This window comes from Variovorax ginsengisoli (assembly GCF_030486595.1).
Classification (GTDB): domain Bacteria; phylum Pseudomonadota; class Gammaproteobacteria; order Burkholderiales; family Burkholderiaceae_C; genus Variovorax; species Variovorax ginsengisoli_B.
The window spans coordinates 60,114-75,797 of the sequence record NZ_JAUJZH010000007.1 but is presented as its reverse complement, the minus strand read 5'-3'; the positions used below and the strand labels follow the sequence as shown (position 1 = coordinate 75,797).

The following is a 15,684-nucleotide window of genomic DNA, read 5'->3' as shown; positions in this document are numbered from 1 at the left end:
CGCTCAGGCCGCCAGCCGCACCGGGATGCGGCGGCGGCCGAAGGCGCGCGCGACGGTGCCGAAGCGGCCGGCGACCCGTGTGCCGCAATGCGGGCAGGCGCCATGTTCGTCGAGCCGGCAATCCAGCACCTCGTACCAGTCGCGCCGCAGCAGTGCCGCGTGGCATTGCGCACAGAAGGTGGTGCCGCCCTCGATGTCGTGCACGTTGCCGGTGTAGACGTGGTGCAGGCCGTTGGCCAGGGCGATGCTGCGGGCGCGCCTGAGCGTGGTGGGCGGCGTCGGCGGCAGGTCGAGCATCCGGTAGTCGGGATGGAAGGCCGTGAAATGCAGCGGCACGTCGAGGCCGAGCCGATCGGCGATCCAGCGTGTCATGGCGTCGATCTCCGCATCGCTGTCGTTGAGTCCGGGAATCAGCAGCGTCGTGATCTCGAGCCAGCAGCCGGTGTCGTGCCGCAGGTAGAGCAGGGTGTCGAGCACCGGCGCGAGGTGGGCACCGGTCTGCCGGAAGTAGAAGTTTTCGGTGAAGCCCTTCAGGTCGACATTGGCCGCATCCATCCGGGCGTAGAAGTCGCGCCGCGGCTCGGCATGCATGTAGCCCGCCGTGACCGCGACGCTGTGCAGGCCCAAGGCGTGGCAGGCGTCGGCCGTGTCCATCGCGTACTCCGCGAAGACCACCGGGTCGTTGTAGGTGAAGGCCACGCTCGAGGCGCCGTTCGCGCGCGCCGCTTCGGCGATCCGCTGCGGCGAGGCGCTGTCCGTCAGCCGGTCCTGCTCGCGGCTCTTGGAGATGTCCCAGTTTTGGCAGAACTTGCACGCGAGGTTGCAGCCCGCGGTGCCGAAACTCAGCACGCTGCTGCCGGGAAGGAAGTGATTGAGCGGCTTCTTCTCGATCGGGTCGATGCAGAAGCCGGAGCTGCGGCCATGGGTCGTGAGCACCATCGCGTCGCCGACACGCTGGCGTACGAAGCACAGTCCGCGCTGGCCCTCGTGCAGGCGGCAGTCGCGCGGGCACAGGTCGCACTGGACGCGGCCGTCGTCGAGGCGGTGCCACCAGCGGGCAGGGGCCGAACCGGCCGTCCGTGCGTCGAGGTTGGTCATGACGCTTGCTCGAAGGCGAAGGCTGCGTAGCCCACCACCCGGCTGCGATCGCCCGCCGTATCGCCGGAGCTGCACAGGTCGAGCAGTCGCGGCGCCAGCCCATGCGCCTGGGCCGCCCGCAGGGCGCCGTTGATCGCCGCCGCTCCGCAGGCCTGCTGCGGCGTGATGCCGGCATCGAGGTCCAGGATGCGCTGCACGGTCGCGCGGTCCGCGGCCTGCGCCTGCGCGTAGGGCAGATAGTGCGACAGGTCCGAGCTGATCACGATCAGGGTTTCCGGCCCGCCCCAGAGCCGATCCAGGACCCGTGCCACCGCCTCCGGGTCGGCGTCGCCGACGACCAGCGGTACCAGCGAGAAGGCGCCGAGCACGCTCTGCAGGAAGGGCAGCTGGACCTCGATCGAATGCTCTTGCGCGTGCGCCCGGTCGCTGCGGAGCACCTGCGGCAGGCCGTCGATCTTCGCGAGCGCTTCGGTATCGATCGCCGTGCGCCCGAGCGGGGTCTCGAACTCGGCGCAGTCGGGCGCGGCCAGGCCGTCCACCCAGACGCGATGCCCGGGCCCGAGCAGCACGACACGGGTGACCGCCGCATGGCGCCCGCGTCCGAGCAGGGCATAGGCCGCGGCGGCCACCGCGCCGGAGTAGGCGTAGCCGGCGTGGGGTGCGATCAGGAGCTTCGGCGGCCCGCCAGCACGATGGTGGTTGTCGTCAGCGGCCTCGCCCAGGCAGCGTTCGACCTGCTGGCGCAGCGCCGAGGGCGCGGCCGGGTAGAACAGGCCGTCGACAGCGGCGCGGCGAACGGCAGGCATGGGCGAGACTCCTGCCGCTGAATTTGAACCTTCCGCTGCGGAAAATCAATCCCGTTCGCCCTGGGCCTGCCCCGGCGGGACCGCGCTGCGCCGGTCGATCTTGCGGCTCAGCACCACCGAGGTGTGCGTGTGCTGGATGCCTTCGATCAGGCCGATGCGGTCGAGCAGCGCGTCGAGCTGCTCGTTGGTCTCGCAGCGCAGGGCCAGCATGTAGTCGTATTGGCCGCTGACTGCCGAGAGCTCTTCGACCTCGGGCAGCCGTTCGAGCGCGCGGACCACCGAGGCGCCGGCCTTCGGCGCCACGCTGAGGCCGCAGTACGCGCGCACCGCGGCGTGCTCGAGGCGTTGGCCGAGCCGCACGCCATAGCCGGCGATCACGCCGTCGCGCTCCAGCCGCGCGATGCGGGCGACCACCGTGGTGCGCGCCACGCCGAGCTTGCGCGCCAGCGTCGCGGCGGGCTCGCGGGCGTCGGCCTGGAGCAGGCTCAGCAGGTGGCGGTCGGTGTCGTCCAATGAATCACTTATTCAGTTTCGGCGATCAGTTCGATCTCGACGCAGGCGCCGAAGGGGATCTGCGCGACGCCGAAGGCGCTGCGCGCATGGGCGCCTTTCTCGATGCCGAAGACCTCGGCCATCAGCTCGCTGGCGCCGTTGGTCACCAGGTGCTGCTCGGTGAAGGTGGGCGTGGAATTGACCAGGCTCATCAGCTTGACGATGCGCTTGACCTTGTTCAGGTCGCCGACCGCCGCGTGCAGGGTGCCGAGCAGGTCGATCGCGATCGCGCGCGCGGCCTGCTTGCCTTCGTCGGTGCCGAGTGCGCCGCCGAGCTGGCCGACCCAGGGCTTGCCGTCCTTGCGGGCGATGTGGCCGGAGAGGAAGACCAGGTTGCCGGTGCGCGCGAAGGGCACGTAGGCCGCGGCGGGCGTGGCCACCGGGGGCAGGGTGATGCCGAGGGCGGTGAGTTTGTCGTAGACGCTCATGAGGATTCCTTGTTCTGAGATTGGGACTGCGATTGGGATTGCGATTGCGATTGCGATTGGGACTGCGACGCCGCCACGGCCGCCGCCTGCTCCTTCAGCTCTTCGAGCGGCCGCACCGTGACGCTGACCGCGAGCGTGTGGCGTGCACCGCCATGCAGCACGCCGCGCATCGGCGAGACATCGGAGTAGTCGCGGCCGATGGCCAGCGTCACGTAGTCCTCGCCGGGCTGGCGGCCGTTGGTCGGATCGAAGTCGGCCCAGTCGCCGGGGCCGTCGGCGCCCGGCAGGTAGACCGAGACCCAGGCATGCGAGGCGTCGGCGCCGACCAGGCGCGGCCGGCCCGGCGGCGGCTGGGTCAGCAGGTAGCCGCTCACGTAGCGGGCCGGCAGCCCGAGGGTGCGCAGGCAGGCGATCATGATGTGGGCGAAGTCCTGGCAGACGCCCTTGCGCTGGGCCAGCGCCTCGATCGCCGGCGTGCTGATCTCGGTGCTGCCGGCGTCGTATTCGAGATCGCGGTACATGCGCAGCGTCAGGTCCATCGCGGCGTCGAAGGCCGGCCGGCCGGGCGCGAAGCTGGGCCGTGCGTAGGCGGCGAAGTCGTCATGGCGGGGCACGTAGCGCGACGGAAAGACGAAATCCGAGGCCGGGTCGTAGCTCGAATCCTTGACATAGCGGAAGCGCTCGCGCACCTCTTCCCAGGGCAGCTCCCGGGCGATCGCCGGCGACAGCACCGGCGGGGCGGTGTCGACCACGCTCTCGGCGGTGACCACCAGCTCCTCGTGGGTGGCTTCGAGCGCGAAGAAGGCGCGGGTGTTGCCGTAGACGTCCGGCGATTCGCCATGCTGGGCCGGGGTCGGGCTGATCGTCAGCGCGTGGCTCACCAGCCGCTGGGAGGCCGTGTTCATCGGCTTCAGGTGCGCCAGGTGCTGCGCCGTCTCGACCGGCGGCGCGTAGTCGTAGCGGGTGGCGTGGGTGACGTGAAGCAGCATGGACGGGACTTTACTCGCCCCCGGGCGCGCGGCCTCAGGCGCCCACGGAACGCAGCGATTCGGAGGTCAGCGTGAAGTAGCGGGTGCCGATGGCATCCGACACATGGTAGGCGGCGGTTTCGCTGGCGGCGAACAGCTGCACCAGGGCCGGGTATTGGGCCTCCGGACCGGCCTCGCAAAGCCCTTCGAGGGTCCAGGTGTCGGGGTCGGGCAGGTCGTACGACAGCGCGGTGAGCTTGTCGGGCGCGCTGCCCGCCAGCTTGGCGATGCGCTTGCGCAGGGTGTGCGTGACCCACGCCAGCGAGCGCGGGTTGTCGCCGTCCTGCACCAGCAAGTCGACCAGGGTGGCGACGTCGCGCCGCTGCTGGTAGCGCGCATGGAAGGTGATGGTGCTGTCGAACAGCGCCACCATCGCCTCGAAGCCGCTGACCTCGTGCACCGAGCCATGCTCGAAGCCGGCGGCCAGCGCGCTCGACAGAAAGCCGAGCCGCTCGATGTGGCGGCCGATGGAGAGCAGCCGCCAGGCGTCGTCGCGCGTCATGCGGTCGGTCTGGGCACCGGTCATGGCCGACAGCGAGGTGCTGGCCGCTTCGAGCAGGCGCAGCGCGATGCCGGTGGCGTAGCCGCCCTCGGCTTTCTCGCCGGCCTGTTCGGCGCTGCGGCGCAGGAAGTCGGACTCGGCGCGCACGATCTGGTTCCAGTGGTCCTGCGACAGGCGTTCGCGCACCGCGGCGGCCGACTGGCGGATGCAGCGCAGGCTCCAGCCCACGCTGCCCCCGGTGTCGACGTTGCCGAGCTCGGCGATCAGCGCCCGCTCGAAGACGCGCCGCGACTTGGGCAGACTCGGTACTTCGGGCGGCACCAGCGCATTGCGCTGGGCCAGCTGATGCAGCCAGACCAGCAGGGCGCGCGAGGACTGATCTTCGCCGCTCAGCAGGTCGAGCGTGAGCCGGGCCAGCCGCACCGCGTTCTCGGCCCGCTCGGTGTAGCGCCCGAGCCAGAACATGTTCTCGGCCGCGCGGCTGGTGACCGGGGCGCGGTGCCGCGCCAGCGAGGCCGGCGTGGCGTGCGGCTGCAGCAGCGTGGTGCGGTCGACCTCGCCGTCGGTGCGCACCCACACGTCGGCGCTGCTGCCGCCGCGCTGCATCGAGGCGATCTGCGCGTCGCGTCCGGCCAGCCGCGCCAGCCCGCCCGGCAGCACGCGCCAGGAGCGCGGGCCGTCGCTGACCGCGAACACCCGCAGCAGCACCGAGCGCTGCGCGATGTGGCCGCGGCCGAGGTCCTGGGTCCAGGTCGGCATCTGCGACAGCGGCAGGTAGCTTTGCACCGTGTGGGCCTCGCCCTGGCGCACGATGCGGCCCGCCCATTCGTCGAGTTCGCGGCGACCCATGTGGCGCCCCAGCACGGCATCGAAGCTGGTGTGGGCGTCGACATCGGGGTAGGTCGCCTTGATGGCGCAGTCGGCCAGCTGCGGCAGCACGGCTTCCATCGCCGCGCGCTCGCCGCACCACCAGGTCGGCAGCGCGGGCAGCTGCAGCTTCTCGCCGATCAGGCGTCGCGCCAGTGCCGGCAGGAAGCCCAGCAGCGCCGGCGATTCGAGGAAGGCCGATCCGGGCATGTTGGCCACCAGCACGTTGCCGGCGCGGATCGCCTGCAGCAGGCCCGGCACGCCGAGCGTGGAGTCGGGCCGCAGTTCGAGCGGGTCGAGGAATTGGTCGTCGAGCCGCTTGACCAGGCCGTGCACCGGCCGCAGGCCCTGCAGCGTCTTGAGATAGAGGCGCTGGTCGCGCACCGTGAGGTCATTGCCCTCGACCAGCGTGATGCCGAGGTAGCGCGCCAGGTAGGCGTGCTCGAAGTAGGTCTCGTTGTAGGGGCCGGGCGTCAGCAGCGCGATGTGCGGCGGCTGGCCGGCCGGGCACATGCGCTGCAGGCCTTCCATCATCGCGTTGTAGGTGGCGGCCAGGCGCTGCACCTGCAGGTTCTCGAAGGCCTGCGGAAACTGGCGCGCGATGGCGAGCCGGTTCTCGAGCAGGTAGCCCAGGCCCGAAGGCGCCTGGGTGCGCTGCGAGACCACCCACCAGTTGCCGTCGGGCCCGCGCGCCAGGTCGAAGGCGGCGATGTGCAGCCAGGTGTCGCCCGGCGGGCGCACGCCGTGCAGCGCCCGCAGGTAGCCCGGATGGCCCTGCACCAGCGCCGGCGGCAGCAGGCCTTCGGCGAGCAGCTGCTGGGGACCGTAGACGTCGGCCATCACGTGATCGAGCACCCGCACGCGCTGCTGCACGCCGGCTTCGATCTGGGCCCAGCTGTCCGCCGAGACGATCAGCGGAAAGAGGTCGAGCGACCACGGGCGCTGCGGACCGTCGGCATCTGCGTAGACGTTGTAGGTGACGCCGTTGTCGCGGATCTGGCGCTCGAGGCTGATCGCGCGCCGCGGCAGGTCGTCGAAGCCGCCCGGACCGAGGTTCTCGAAGAAGCCGCTCCAGGCGGGCGCCAGCGGTGTTTGGTCGCCGGCCTCTTCGTCCGCCTGCGCGGGCGGCGTCTCGGGACGGGGGGCGGCGGCATCGTAGAGCGGCGCCGGCTGCGACGGGACAGCCTGGCGCGCTTCGTCCTCAGGCGTGGCGCCGCCGCGCAGTTCGTCGAAATGGCCCGGCGCGGCCGGGGGGGCGAGCGCGGCCGCGAGCGCCGCAGGCGCTTCCAGGGCCTGGGCGTCGAAGAGGGATTCGTTCAGTGGGTCCACGGTGCGCCGATTGTCACACTGCGGTCACGGTTGCCGAGGGCGTGCGCGTGAGAAAAGGCCGAATCCCGCGCGGCCTCGGCACTTGCGCTCACCGCCGCAGGTCGAGCGTGAACGGGAACTCGCGGCTGCCGGCCAGCTCGATGGTCGCCGGCGGCGTGCTCATCAGGCCCGGCGTGTGGCCCATGCGCGTGAAGCGCGAGTGGCGCCGGCTCTCGGCCTCGTAGGCGTTGACCGGGAAGGTGTCGTAGTTGCGCCCGCCCGGATGGGCGACGAAGTACTGGCAGCCGCCGAGGGAGCGCTTCATCCAGGTGTCGACGATGTCGAAGGTCAGCGGCGCATGGGCGCCGATGCTCGGATGCAGCGACGACGGCGGGTTCCAGGCCTTGTAGCGCACGCCGGCCACGAACTCGCCGACCGTGCCGGTGGGCTGCAGCGGCAGCACCTTGCCGTTGACCGTGACGACGTGGCGGCTCTCGTTGAGGCCGGTGACGCGCACCTCGATGCGTTCGAGCGACGAGTCGACATAGCGCACGGTGCCGCCGGCCGAGCCTTCCTCGCCCATCACGTGCCAGGGCTCGAGGGCATTGCGCAGCGACAGCTCGACGCCCATCGCCTGCACCTGCCCGACCAGCGGGAAGCGGAACTCGAAGTGCGGTGCGAACCAGTTGGGGTCGAAGGCGAAGCCGGCCTGCCGCATCTCGCTGATGACGTCGTCGAAGTCCATCTTGACGAAGGTCGGCAGCAGGAAGCGGTCGTGCAGTTCGGTGCCCCAGCGCGTGGCCGGCGCCTGGTACGGCGCGTCCCAGAAGCGGGCGATGAAGGCGCGCAGCAGCAGTTGCTGGGCGATGCTCATGCGCGCATGCGGCGGCATCTCGAAGGCGCGCAGCTCGAGCAGGCCCAGGCGGCCGGTGCTGGAATCGGGCGAATAGAGCTTGTCGATGCAGAACTCGCTGCGGTGGGTGTTGCCCGTGACGTCGACCAGGATGTTGCGCAGGGTGCGGTCGACCAGCCAGGCCGGCATGTTCTGACCGTAGATCTCGCGGTTGCGGGCGATCTCCTTGAGCGCGATCTCGAGCTCGTAGAGCTGGTCGTTGCGGGCCTCGTCGACCCGTGGCGCCTGGCTGGTCGGGCCGATGAACATGCCCGAGAACAGGTAGCTCAGCGACGGATGGTTGTGCCAGTACAGCAGCAGGCTGGCGAGCAGCTCGGGCCGGCGCAGGAAGGGGCTGTCGGTGGGCACCGCGCCGCCCATCACGAAGTGGTTGCCGCCGCCGGTGCCGGTGTGGCGGCCGTCGGTCATGAACTTCTCGGCCGACAGGCGGGTCTCGAAGGCCGCGTTGTAGAGGAACTCGGTGTGGTCCACGAGCTCACGCCAGTTGTGCGCGGGGTGGATGTTGACCTCGATCACGCCCGGGTCCGGCGTGACCTGCAGCAGCTTCAGGCGCGGATCGCGCGGCGGCGGGTAGCCTTCCATGACGATCTTCACGCCGAGCTGCTCGGCCGTGGCCTCGACCGCGGCGACCAGGTCGAGGTAGTCCTCGAGCCGTGCCAGCGGCGGCATGAAGACATACAGCACGCCCGAGGCGCTGCCGAGCTTCTCGGCCGCGGGGCCATTGGCGCGGCGCGGGTCGCGGACCTCGACGCAGAGCGCGCTGCGCGTGATCCAGTGCGCCGACTCGCCGCGCCGAGGCTGGCGCGGCGTGGTCGGGTCGATGGTGTCGTCCGTCGTGCGGGCAGGGCCGTCGCCCGGCGACTGCATGCGCAGCGCCGCCGGCGTGGCTTCGGGCGCACCGAAGGCATAGGGCACGGCGCCCCGGTCGCCACTCGCGCCACTCGGCGCGAGGGCGCTGTAGCGGGCTCGGTAGTCGGCCGCGCTCGGCAGGCTGCCGAGCGGCGCGGTCGGGTCGCGCTCGACCAGGTAGGGGTAGTCGCCCTTGCTGGTCCAGGGCTGGGAGTCGAGCGGCAGCCGGTAACCCATTGGCGAGTCGCCGGGAATCAGGTACATGCGGTCGTCGCGCAGGAACCAGGGCCCGGTCTTCCAGCCCGGGCCGGCCAGCGCCGGCGCGTCGGGGTCGGCGTTGCCGGCCTCGATCGGCAGCATGTAGCCGATCACCGCATCGAGCTTCTGCGTGAACACCCGTCGCAAGCGGACACGCTCCATCTCGTCGTCGAGCTTGGAGTCGAAGGGATCGACGTTGACCGGCAGCCGGCGCTCGCGCCACAGGTAGTAGTAGACATCCTCGTAGCCGGGCTGGATGTAGCGCTCGGTGAGGCCCAGGCGATGCGCCAGCACGGTGGTGAAGCGGCGCGCGTCCTCGCTGGTGTAGTGCGTGGGATGGCGCTCGTCGGCGAACAGCTCGGGGTTGTGCCAGAGCGTCTGGCCGTCGGCGCGCCAGTAGATCGACAGCGCCCAGCGCGGCAGCTGCTCGCCCGGGTACCACTTGCCCTGGCCGAAATGCAGGAAGCCGCCCTGGCCGTATTCGGCCCGCAGCTTGTGCACCAGTTCGGTGGCATAGCCGCGCTTGGTCGGACCCAGCGCATCGGTGTTCCATTCGGGCGCGTCGCGGTCGCTGGTGGCGACGTAGGTCGGCTCGCCGCCCATCGTGAGCCGCACGTCACCGGCCTTCAGGCGCTTGTCGACCGCATCGCCCAGGGCCACGATCTCGGCCCACTGCTCGTCGGTGTAGGGCTTGGTGACGCGCGGCGACTCGTAGATGCGCGTGACCTTCATCTCGTGGCCGAACTCGACCTCGGCATCGTCGACCACGCCTTCGATCGGTGCGGCGCTCGAAGGCGTCGGCGTGCAGGCCAACGGGATGTGGCCTTCGCCGGCCAGCAGGCCGGAGGTGGCGTCGAGCCCGATCCAGCCGGCGCCCGGCAGGTAGACCTCGCACCAGGCGTGCAGGTCGGTGAAGTCGACTTCGGTGCCGCTCGGGCCGTCGAGCGCCTTGACGTCGGGCGTGAGCTGGATCAGGTAGCCCGACACGAAACGCGCAGCCAGCCCGCAGTGGCGCAGCAGCTGCACCAGCAGCCAGCCCGAGTCGCGGCAGGAGCCGGAGGCATTCGCGAGCGTTTCTTCCGGCGTCTGCACGCCGGGCTCCATGCGGATCAGGTAGTTGACGTCCTGCTGCACCTGCTGGTTGAGGCCGACCAGGAAGTCGATGGTGCGCTGTTCCTTGCGGTCGATCTTCTCGAGATAGGCCTTGACCAGCGGCGTCGCCTCGTCGGCCACCAGGTAGGGTGCGAGTTCCTGGGCCTGCGACTCGGTGTACTTGAAAGGGAAGTTCTCCGCCTGCGGCTCGAGGAAGAAGTCGAAGGGGTTGTAGACCGCCATCTCGACCACGAGGTCGACCGTGACCTTGAACTCGCGCGTCTTCTCGGGAAACACCAACCGCGCCTGGTAGTTCGCGAACGGGTCCTGCTGCCAGTTGACGAAATGCTCGGCGGGCTCGACCTGCAGCGAATACGAGATGACGTTGCTGCGGCAATGCGGCGCCGGGCGCAGCCGGACCACCTGGGGGCCGAGTTGCACCGGACGGTCGTACTTGTAGTGGGTGACGTGGTGGAGTGCGGCGTGGATGGACATTGTTTCTCGGTGCGTCGAGGGTGCCTCGGGGTGAGACGCATACTAGCCGACACAGAAAGCAATTTGCGCGCCAAAGAAGTGCGCAGGGAGTGAATTGCACATGAAGTCTGGAGTCGGGTCGTGAGGGCCGGCCGGGATCGGCACGCCCTGGCCGCCTTCGCCGCGATGGCGGGGTCGGTGCTGGGCGCTGCGCTGCAACTGCAGCAGGGCGCGTTGTGGCATGGCGCTGTCTATGCCGGGCTGCTCGGCGTCGGGGTGGCCGGCTGGTTCGCGCTGCGCGGGCAGAGCCGGTGGCTACCGGCCGGGCTGCAACTGTCGGTGGCCCTGTGGGTCGGTGCGATGGCGGGGGGCGGCCTGGCGGGCTGGCGCGCGGTGGCGTACGCGGCTGGTGCCCTGCCTGCGGCGGTCGAGGGTCGCGACCTGTGGGTCGAGGGGCGGGTCGCGGGCATGCCCCAGCATGGCGCGGGCGTGACGCGGTTCACCTTCGAGGTGGCGTCGGCGCGCTGGGTCGCCGGATCGATGGACGGCGAAGAAGCGCCGCGCGTGCCGGCGCGGATTTCGCTCGCCTGGTACGCGCAGGGCGGTGGGCTGTGGGGCCGGTCCGAAACCGACGCGGCACCGCCCGCGGCCCCAGCCGCATCGGTCCGCGCGGGCGAGCGCTGGCGCCTGGCGGTTCGGCTCAGGGCGCCGCACGGCAGCCTGAACCCCCACGGCTTCGATCGCGAGCTGTGGATGTGGGAGCGGGGCGAGCAGGCCAGCGGCCAGGTGCGCAACGGCGCCCGCGATCCGCACCCCGAACGGCTGGCATCGACCTGGCGCCATCCCGTGGAGCGCCTGCGCGAGACGGTGCGCGATGCCATCTTCGAGCAGGTCGACGAGCCACGCCAGGCCGGCGTGATCGCGGCGCTGGTCACCGGCGACCAGAACGCCATCGAGCGCAGCGACTGGGATGTCTTCCGCGCCACCGGCGTGGCCCACCTGGTGTCGATCTCGGGGCTCCACATCACGATGTTCGCCTGGCTTGCCACGCTGGGCGTTGGCGTGCTGTGGCGCCGCAGCACGCGCCTGATGCTGCGCTGGCCGGCGCCGCATGCCGCCCTGGTCGGCGGCGTGCTGCTCGCCACCCTCTACGCGGTGTTCAGCGGCTGGGGCGTGCCTTCGCAGCGCACGGTGCTGATGCTCGCGGCCATCGGGGTCCTGCGTCTCACCGGCCGGCGCTGGCCCTGGCCCTTCGTCTGGCTGCTGGCCTGCGCGGTGGTGGTCGCGGCCGACCCCTGGGCCCTGATGCAGGCCGGTTTCTGGCTCAGCTTCGTCGCCGTCGGCGTGCTGTTCGCGGCCGACGGCGCGGCGGCCGGCGACGCACCCTCGGGCATCGGCGCCCGCCTGCTGCGAATGCTGCGCGAACAGTGGGTCGTGACGCTGGCGCTGACGCCGCTCACACTGCTGCTGTTCCAGCAAGTCTCGGTCGTCGGCCTGCTGGCGAATGCGATCGCGATCCCCTGGGTCACGCTGGTGGTGACGCCACTGGCGATGCTGGGCGTCGTCGTGCCATCGCTCTGGCACCTGGCAGCCGGGTCGGTCCAGGCGCTGCTGGCCGTGCTGGAGTGGCTGGCGGGCCTGCCTTTCGCGACCCTGTCGATGGCGGCGCCGCCGCTCTGGACCGCCATCGCCGGTGTGGCCGGTGGCGTCCTTCTGGCGATGCGGCTGCCCTGGTCGATGCGCATGCTGGGGCTGCCGCTGCTCCTGCCGGCCCTGGTGTGGCAGGCGCCGCGCCCGGCGCCGGGAGAGTTCGAACTGCTGGCCGCCGACATCGGGCAGGGCAATGCGGTGCTGGTGCGCACCGCCTCGCACAGCCTGCTCTACGACACGGGCCCGCGCTACAGCCTCGAAAGCGATGCCGGGCAGCGGGTGCTGGTGCCGCTGCTGCGCGCGCTCGGCGAGCGGCTCGATGCGATGGTGGTGAGCCACCGCGACAGCGACCACAGCGGCGGTGCCGCCGCGGTGCTCGCCGCGCAGCCGCAGACGACGCTGCTGAGCTCGATCGAACCCGGGCATCCGCTGCAGGCGGTGCGTGCCGCGCAGCGCTGCGAGGCCGGCCAGCGCTGGACCTGGGACGGCGTGGAGTTCGAAGTGCTGCATCCCCGGGCCGACGACTACACCGTGTTCGCGCCGCCGAAGCCGAACGCCATCTCGTGCGTGCTGCGCATCGGCAATGGCCGGGTCGCCGCCCTGCTGGCCGGCGACATCGAGCGGCTGCAGGAGGCGGCGCTGGTGGCCCGCACGCCCGGGCTGCGGGCCGACCTGCTGCTGGTCCCGCACCATGGCAGCAAGACCTCGTCGAGCGGGCTGCTGCTCGACGCCGTGCAGCCGCGTATCGCGCTGGTCCAGGCCGGCTGGCGCAATCGTTTCGGGCATCCGGCCGCGGAGGTGGTCGCGCGCTACCGGGCGCGGGATATCTCGCTGGTGGAGTCGGCGCGCTGCGGTGCCGCCACCTGGGCGAGCACTGCCCCGGAACAGCTCCGGTGCGAGCGTGTGCAGGGTCGGCGCTACTGGCATCACCTTCCGCCCTGAACGCCCCGCGGGCGCAAATTCCATCATTCGCCGCCCGGGTTTGGCCTTGAACTTGCTAAGCTATGGTCAAGGAGATTGGTCGTCCCATGCACAAATTCGATGAGATGTACGAACAGCTGCCCTACAACGGCGCGGCGGTCCGGAGCCACTACAAGCGCTACGACCAATGGCTCGCCAGGCAACCCGGCGAGGTGATGCGGTCGCGGCGCGAGGAAGCCGAATTGATCTTTCGGCGGGTGGGCATCACCTTTGCCGTCTACGGCGCGAAAGACGAGGACGGTTCGGGCACCGAGCGCCTGATCCCGTTCGACCTGCTGCCGCGGATCATCCCGGCGCACGAATGGGCCTCGATGGAAAAAGGCCTGGTCCAGCGGGTCACGGCGCTCAACCGCTTCATCCACGACGTCTATCACGGGCAGGAGATCATCAAGGCCGGCGTGATCCCGGCCGAGCAGATCCTGAACAACGCCCAGTACCGGCCCGAAATGGTGGGGGTCAAGGTACCGAACGACATCTATTCGCACATCTCGGGCATCGACATCGTCCGCGCCCCCGATGCCCAGGGCAATGGCGAGTACTACGTGCTCGAGGACAACCTGCGCGTTCCCAGCGGCGTGAGCTACATGCTCGAGAACCGCAAGATGATGATGCGGCTGTTCCCCGAGTTGTTCAGCCAGAACCGGATCGCGCCGGTCGCGCACTATCCCGACCTGCTGCTCGAGACCCTGCGCGCCTCGGCGCCGCCGGCCACCGCCGAGCCGACGGTGGTGGTGCTGACGCCCGGCATGTACAACAGCGCCTACTTCGAGCACGCCTTCCTGGCGCAGCAGATGGGCGTCGAGCTGGTCGAGGGGCAGGACCTGTTCGTCAAGGACGACTTCGTCTACATGCGCACCACGCGCGGCCCGCGCCGGGTCGACGTGATCTATCGCCGGGTCGACGACGACTTCCTCGACCCCGAGGTGTTCCGCCCGACCTCGACCCTGGGCTGCGCCGGCCTGATGCAGGCCTACCGCGAAGGCAACGTCGTGATCTGCAACGCGGTCGGCACCGGCGTGGCGGACGACAAGTCGATCTATCCCTACGTGCCGAAGATGATCGAGTTCTATCTCGGCGAGAAGCCGATCCTGAAGAACGTGCCGACCTACATGTGCCGCAACAAGGACGAGCTCGCCTACACGCTCGAGAACATGAAGGACCTGGTCGTCAAGGAGGTGCACGGCGCCGGCGGCTACGGCATGCTGATTGGTCCGGCCGCGACCCAGGCCGAGATCGAGGACTTCAAGAAGGCCGTGCTCGCCAAGCCCGACGGCTACATCGCGCAGCCGACCTTGAGCCTGTCGACCTCGCCGACCTTCGTCGACGCCGGCATCGCGCCGCGCCACATCGACCTGCGACCCTTCGTTCTGTCCGGCAAGGAGGTGCAGATGGTGCCCGGCGGCCTCACGCGCGTGGCGCTCAAGGAGGGCTCGCTGGTGGTCAACTCATCGCAGGGCGGCGGCACCAAGGACACCTGGATCCTCGAGGCCGATCGCAGCGCCCGGCCGCGCGCGCCGGCGCAGTCGCAAAGCCAGTCCTGATCAGAAGAAGAGAGCACACGGAAGCACACCCATGATGTTGTCACGCACCGCCGATCACCTCTACTGGATGTCGCGCTACACCGAGCGGGCCGAGAACACCGCGCGCATGCTCGACGTCAACTACCAGACCTCGATGCTGCCGCAGTCGGCCGAGGTCGCGCAGTACGGCTGGCAGGGCCTGCTGTCGATCAGCGAGCTGCTGCCGCTCTACAACGAGGAGCACCAGGGCTTCAAGCCCGACGAGGTGATGGAGTTCATGGTCAAGGACGAGTCGAACCCGTCGTCGATCCTGTCCTGCCTGCGCGCGGCGCGCGAGAACGCGCGGGCCGTGCGCGGCTCGCTGCCGACCGAAGCCTGGGAGACCCAGAACACGACCTGGCTGGAAGTCAACCGGATGCTGCGCGCTGGCGATTTCGAGCGCGACCCGGGCCAGTTCTTCGAGTGGGTCAAGTTCCGCTCGCACCTGTCGCGCGGCGTGACGCTGGGCACCATGCTGCAGGACGAGGCCTTCTACTTCTCGCGCCTGGGCACCTTCCTCGAGCGGGCCGACAACACGGCGCGGCTGGTCGACGTCAAGTTCCATGCGCTCAACAGCGAGTTCTTCGGCACCGCGACCGAGGAAGACCAAGAGTACGACTTCTATCACTGGAGCGCGATCCTGCGCAGCGTCTCGGCCTTCGAGGTCTACCGCAAGGTGTACCGCGACGTGATCAAGCCCGAGCGCGTGGCCGAACTGCTGATCCTGCGCGCCGACATGCCGCGCTCGCTGCACGCCAGCCTGCGCGAGGTGGTGAGCAACCTCGACATGGTCAAGAACGAGCAGAGCGCCGAGACGCAGCGCCGCGCCGGCAAGCTGCTGGCCGACCTGCAGTACGCGCGGGTCGACGAGATCCTCGCGACCGGGCTGCATGCCTACCTGACGCAGTTCCTCGACCGGGTGAACGAGCTGGGGTGGCGGATCAGCCAGGACTTTCTGGTGCCGGGGCACTGAGCGGGCTTTGGATCGTGCCCCAGACGAGTCAGCCCTGAAGACAGTTCTGGCTCATACGGGAAGCGCTTCGGCCAGCACCTGTTCGCGGAATTTGGGTGGAAGGTCGGCGGGCGTCTTCAGGTCGACCTGGATGCCGAGCAAGTGTTCCAGCTCATCCTGCAGTCCCCCCAGGTCGAACAGCGTTGCACCCGGAAGCGCATCCACCAGCAGATCCAGGTCACTGCCGTCTTCGTCGGTGCCGTGGAGCGTCGATCCGAACACGCGCGGATTGGCGACGCGATAGCGGGCAGCGGCTTCGCGAATGGCACCGCGTTGGCGTTCCAGGGCAAGCGACGGCTTCATGGGG

Annotated in this window: 11 protein-coding genes; 3 read left to right on the top strand and 8 right to left on the bottom strand. The window is 70.1% G+C overall.

The window, feature by feature from the left end:
* Window positions 1-3: 3 nt before the first annotated feature.
* From amrS to QZH52_RS11610, 7 genes are all read right to left on the bottom strand, one after another.
* Entirely contained in the window at window positions 4-1,098 is a 1,095-nt protein-coding gene (gene amrS / locus QZH52_RS11640) for an AmmeMemoRadiSam system radical SAM enzyme (protein WP_301808402.1), read from the bottom strand.
* Window positions 1,095-1,904 carry an AmmeMemoRadiSam system protein B gene (gene amrB, locus QZH52_RS11635; RefSeq protein WP_301808400.1) on the bottom strand — a complete coding sequence of 270 codons (810 nt, stop codon included), beginning with the start codon at window positions 1,902-1,904 and terminating at the stop codon, window positions 1,095-1,097. The genes amrS and amrB overlap by 4 nt, the downstream gene beginning before the upstream one ends.
* 45 nt (window positions 1,905-1,949) lie before the next feature.
* A complete protein-coding gene (locus QZH52_RS11630; RefSeq protein ID WP_301809275.1) occupies window positions 1,950-2,429 on the bottom strand; it encodes an Lrp/AsnC family transcriptional regulator in 480 nt (159 codons plus the stop codon).
* Window positions 2,426-2,884 carry a RidA family protein gene (locus QZH52_RS11625; RefSeq protein ID WP_301808394.1) on the bottom strand — a complete coding sequence of 153 codons (459 nt, stop codon included), beginning with the start codon at window positions 2,882-2,884 and terminating at the stop codon, window positions 2,426-2,428. The genes QZH52_RS11630 and QZH52_RS11625 overlap by 4 nt, the downstream gene beginning before the upstream one ends.
* Window positions 2,881-3,873 carry a transglutaminase family protein gene (locus tag QZH52_RS11620; RefSeq protein WP_301808392.1) on the bottom strand — a complete coding sequence of 331 codons (993 nt, stop codon included), beginning with the start codon at window positions 3,871-3,873 and terminating at the stop codon, window positions 2,881-2,883. Before QZH52_RS11620 ends, QZH52_RS11625 begins: the two co-directional genes overlap by 4 nt.
* Before the next feature lie 34 nt (window positions 3,874-3,907).
* On the bottom strand, window positions 3,908-6,610 hold the full coding sequence (locus tag QZH52_RS11615; protein ID WP_301808390.1) for a circularly permuted type 2 ATP-grasp protein: 2,703 nt from the start codon (window positions 6,608-6,610) through the stop codon (window positions 3,908-3,910).
* Between the two features lie 88 nt (window positions 6,611-6,698).
* Window positions 6,699-10,196 carry a transglutaminase family protein gene (locus tag QZH52_RS11610; RefSeq protein ID WP_301808387.1) on the bottom strand — a complete coding sequence of 1,166 codons (3,498 nt, stop codon included), beginning with the start codon at window positions 10,194-10,196 and terminating at the stop codon, window positions 6,699-6,701.
* 165 nt (window positions 10,197-10,361) lie between these two features.
* Here QZH52_RS11610 and QZH52_RS11605 point away from each other — a divergent pair, with 165 nt between their 5' ends.
* From QZH52_RS11605 to QZH52_RS11595, 3 genes are all read left to right on the top strand, one after another.
* Complete coding sequence (locus QZH52_RS11605) at window positions 10,362-12,767, top strand: DNA internalization-related competence protein ComEC/Rec2 (RefSeq protein WP_301809273.1); 2,406 nt, start codon at window positions 10,362-10,364, stop codon at window positions 12,765-12,767.
* Between the two features lie 86 nt (window positions 12,768-12,853).
* Window positions 12,854-14,347 (top strand): circularly permuted type 2 ATP-grasp protein, encoded by a 1,494-nt coding sequence (locus QZH52_RS11600; protein ID WP_286532413.1) that lies wholly within the window; start codon window positions 12,854-12,856, stop codon window positions 14,345-14,347.
* A gap of 34 nt (window positions 14,348-14,381) precedes the next feature.
* Entirely contained in the window at window positions 14,382-15,338 is a 957-nt protein-coding gene (locus QZH52_RS11595; protein ID WP_286524877.1) for an alpha-E domain-containing protein, read from the top strand.
* Window positions 15,339-15,389: 51 nt separating this feature from the next.
* On the opposite strand, the gene QZH52_RS11590 is transcribed toward QZH52_RS11595, so the two are convergent.
* Window positions 15,390-15,680 carry a nucleotidyltransferase family protein gene (locus tag QZH52_RS11590; protein WP_286532415.1) on the bottom strand — a complete coding sequence of 97 codons (291 nt, stop codon included), beginning with the start codon at window positions 15,678-15,680 and terminating at the stop codon, window positions 15,390-15,392.
* Window positions 15,681-15,684: the final 4 nt, after the last annotated feature.

Excerpts from the sequence above, each read along its gene's own strand:
- amrS (WP_301808402.1), bottom strand. The coding sequence starts at position 1,098 with ATGACCAACCTCGACGCACGGACGGCCGGTTCGGCCCCTGCCCGCTGG.
- amrB (WP_301808400.1), bottom strand. The coding sequence starts at position 1,904 with ATGCCTGCCGTTCGCCGCGCCGCTGTCGACGGCCTGTTCTACCCGGCC.
- QZH52_RS11625 (WP_301808394.1), bottom strand. The coding sequence starts at position 2,884 with ATGAGCGTCTACGACAAACTCACCGCCCTCGGCATCACCCTGCCCCCG.
- QZH52_RS11620 (WP_301808392.1), bottom strand. The coding sequence starts at position 3,873 with ATGCTGCTTCACGTCACCCACGCCACCCGCTACGACTACGCGCCGCCG.
- QZH52_RS11610 (WP_301808387.1), bottom strand. The coding sequence starts at position 10,196 with ATGTCCATCCACGCCGCACTCCACCACGTCACCCACTACAAGTACGAC.
- QZH52_RS11605 (WP_301809273.1), top strand. The coding sequence starts at position 10,362 with ATGGCGGGGTCGGTGCTGGGCGCTGCGCTGCAACTGCAGCAGGGCGCG.
- QZH52_RS11600 (WP_286532413.1), top strand. The coding sequence starts at position 12,854 with ATGCACAAATTCGATGAGATGTACGAACAGCTGCCCTACAACGGCGCG.
- QZH52_RS11595 (WP_286524877.1), top strand. The coding sequence starts at position 14,382 with ATGTTGTCACGCACCGCCGATCACCTCTACTGGATGTCGCGCTACACC.
- QZH52_RS11590 (WP_286532415.1), bottom strand. The coding sequence starts at position 15,680 with ATGAAGCCGTCGCTTGCCCTGGAACGCCAACGCGGTGCCATTCGCGAA.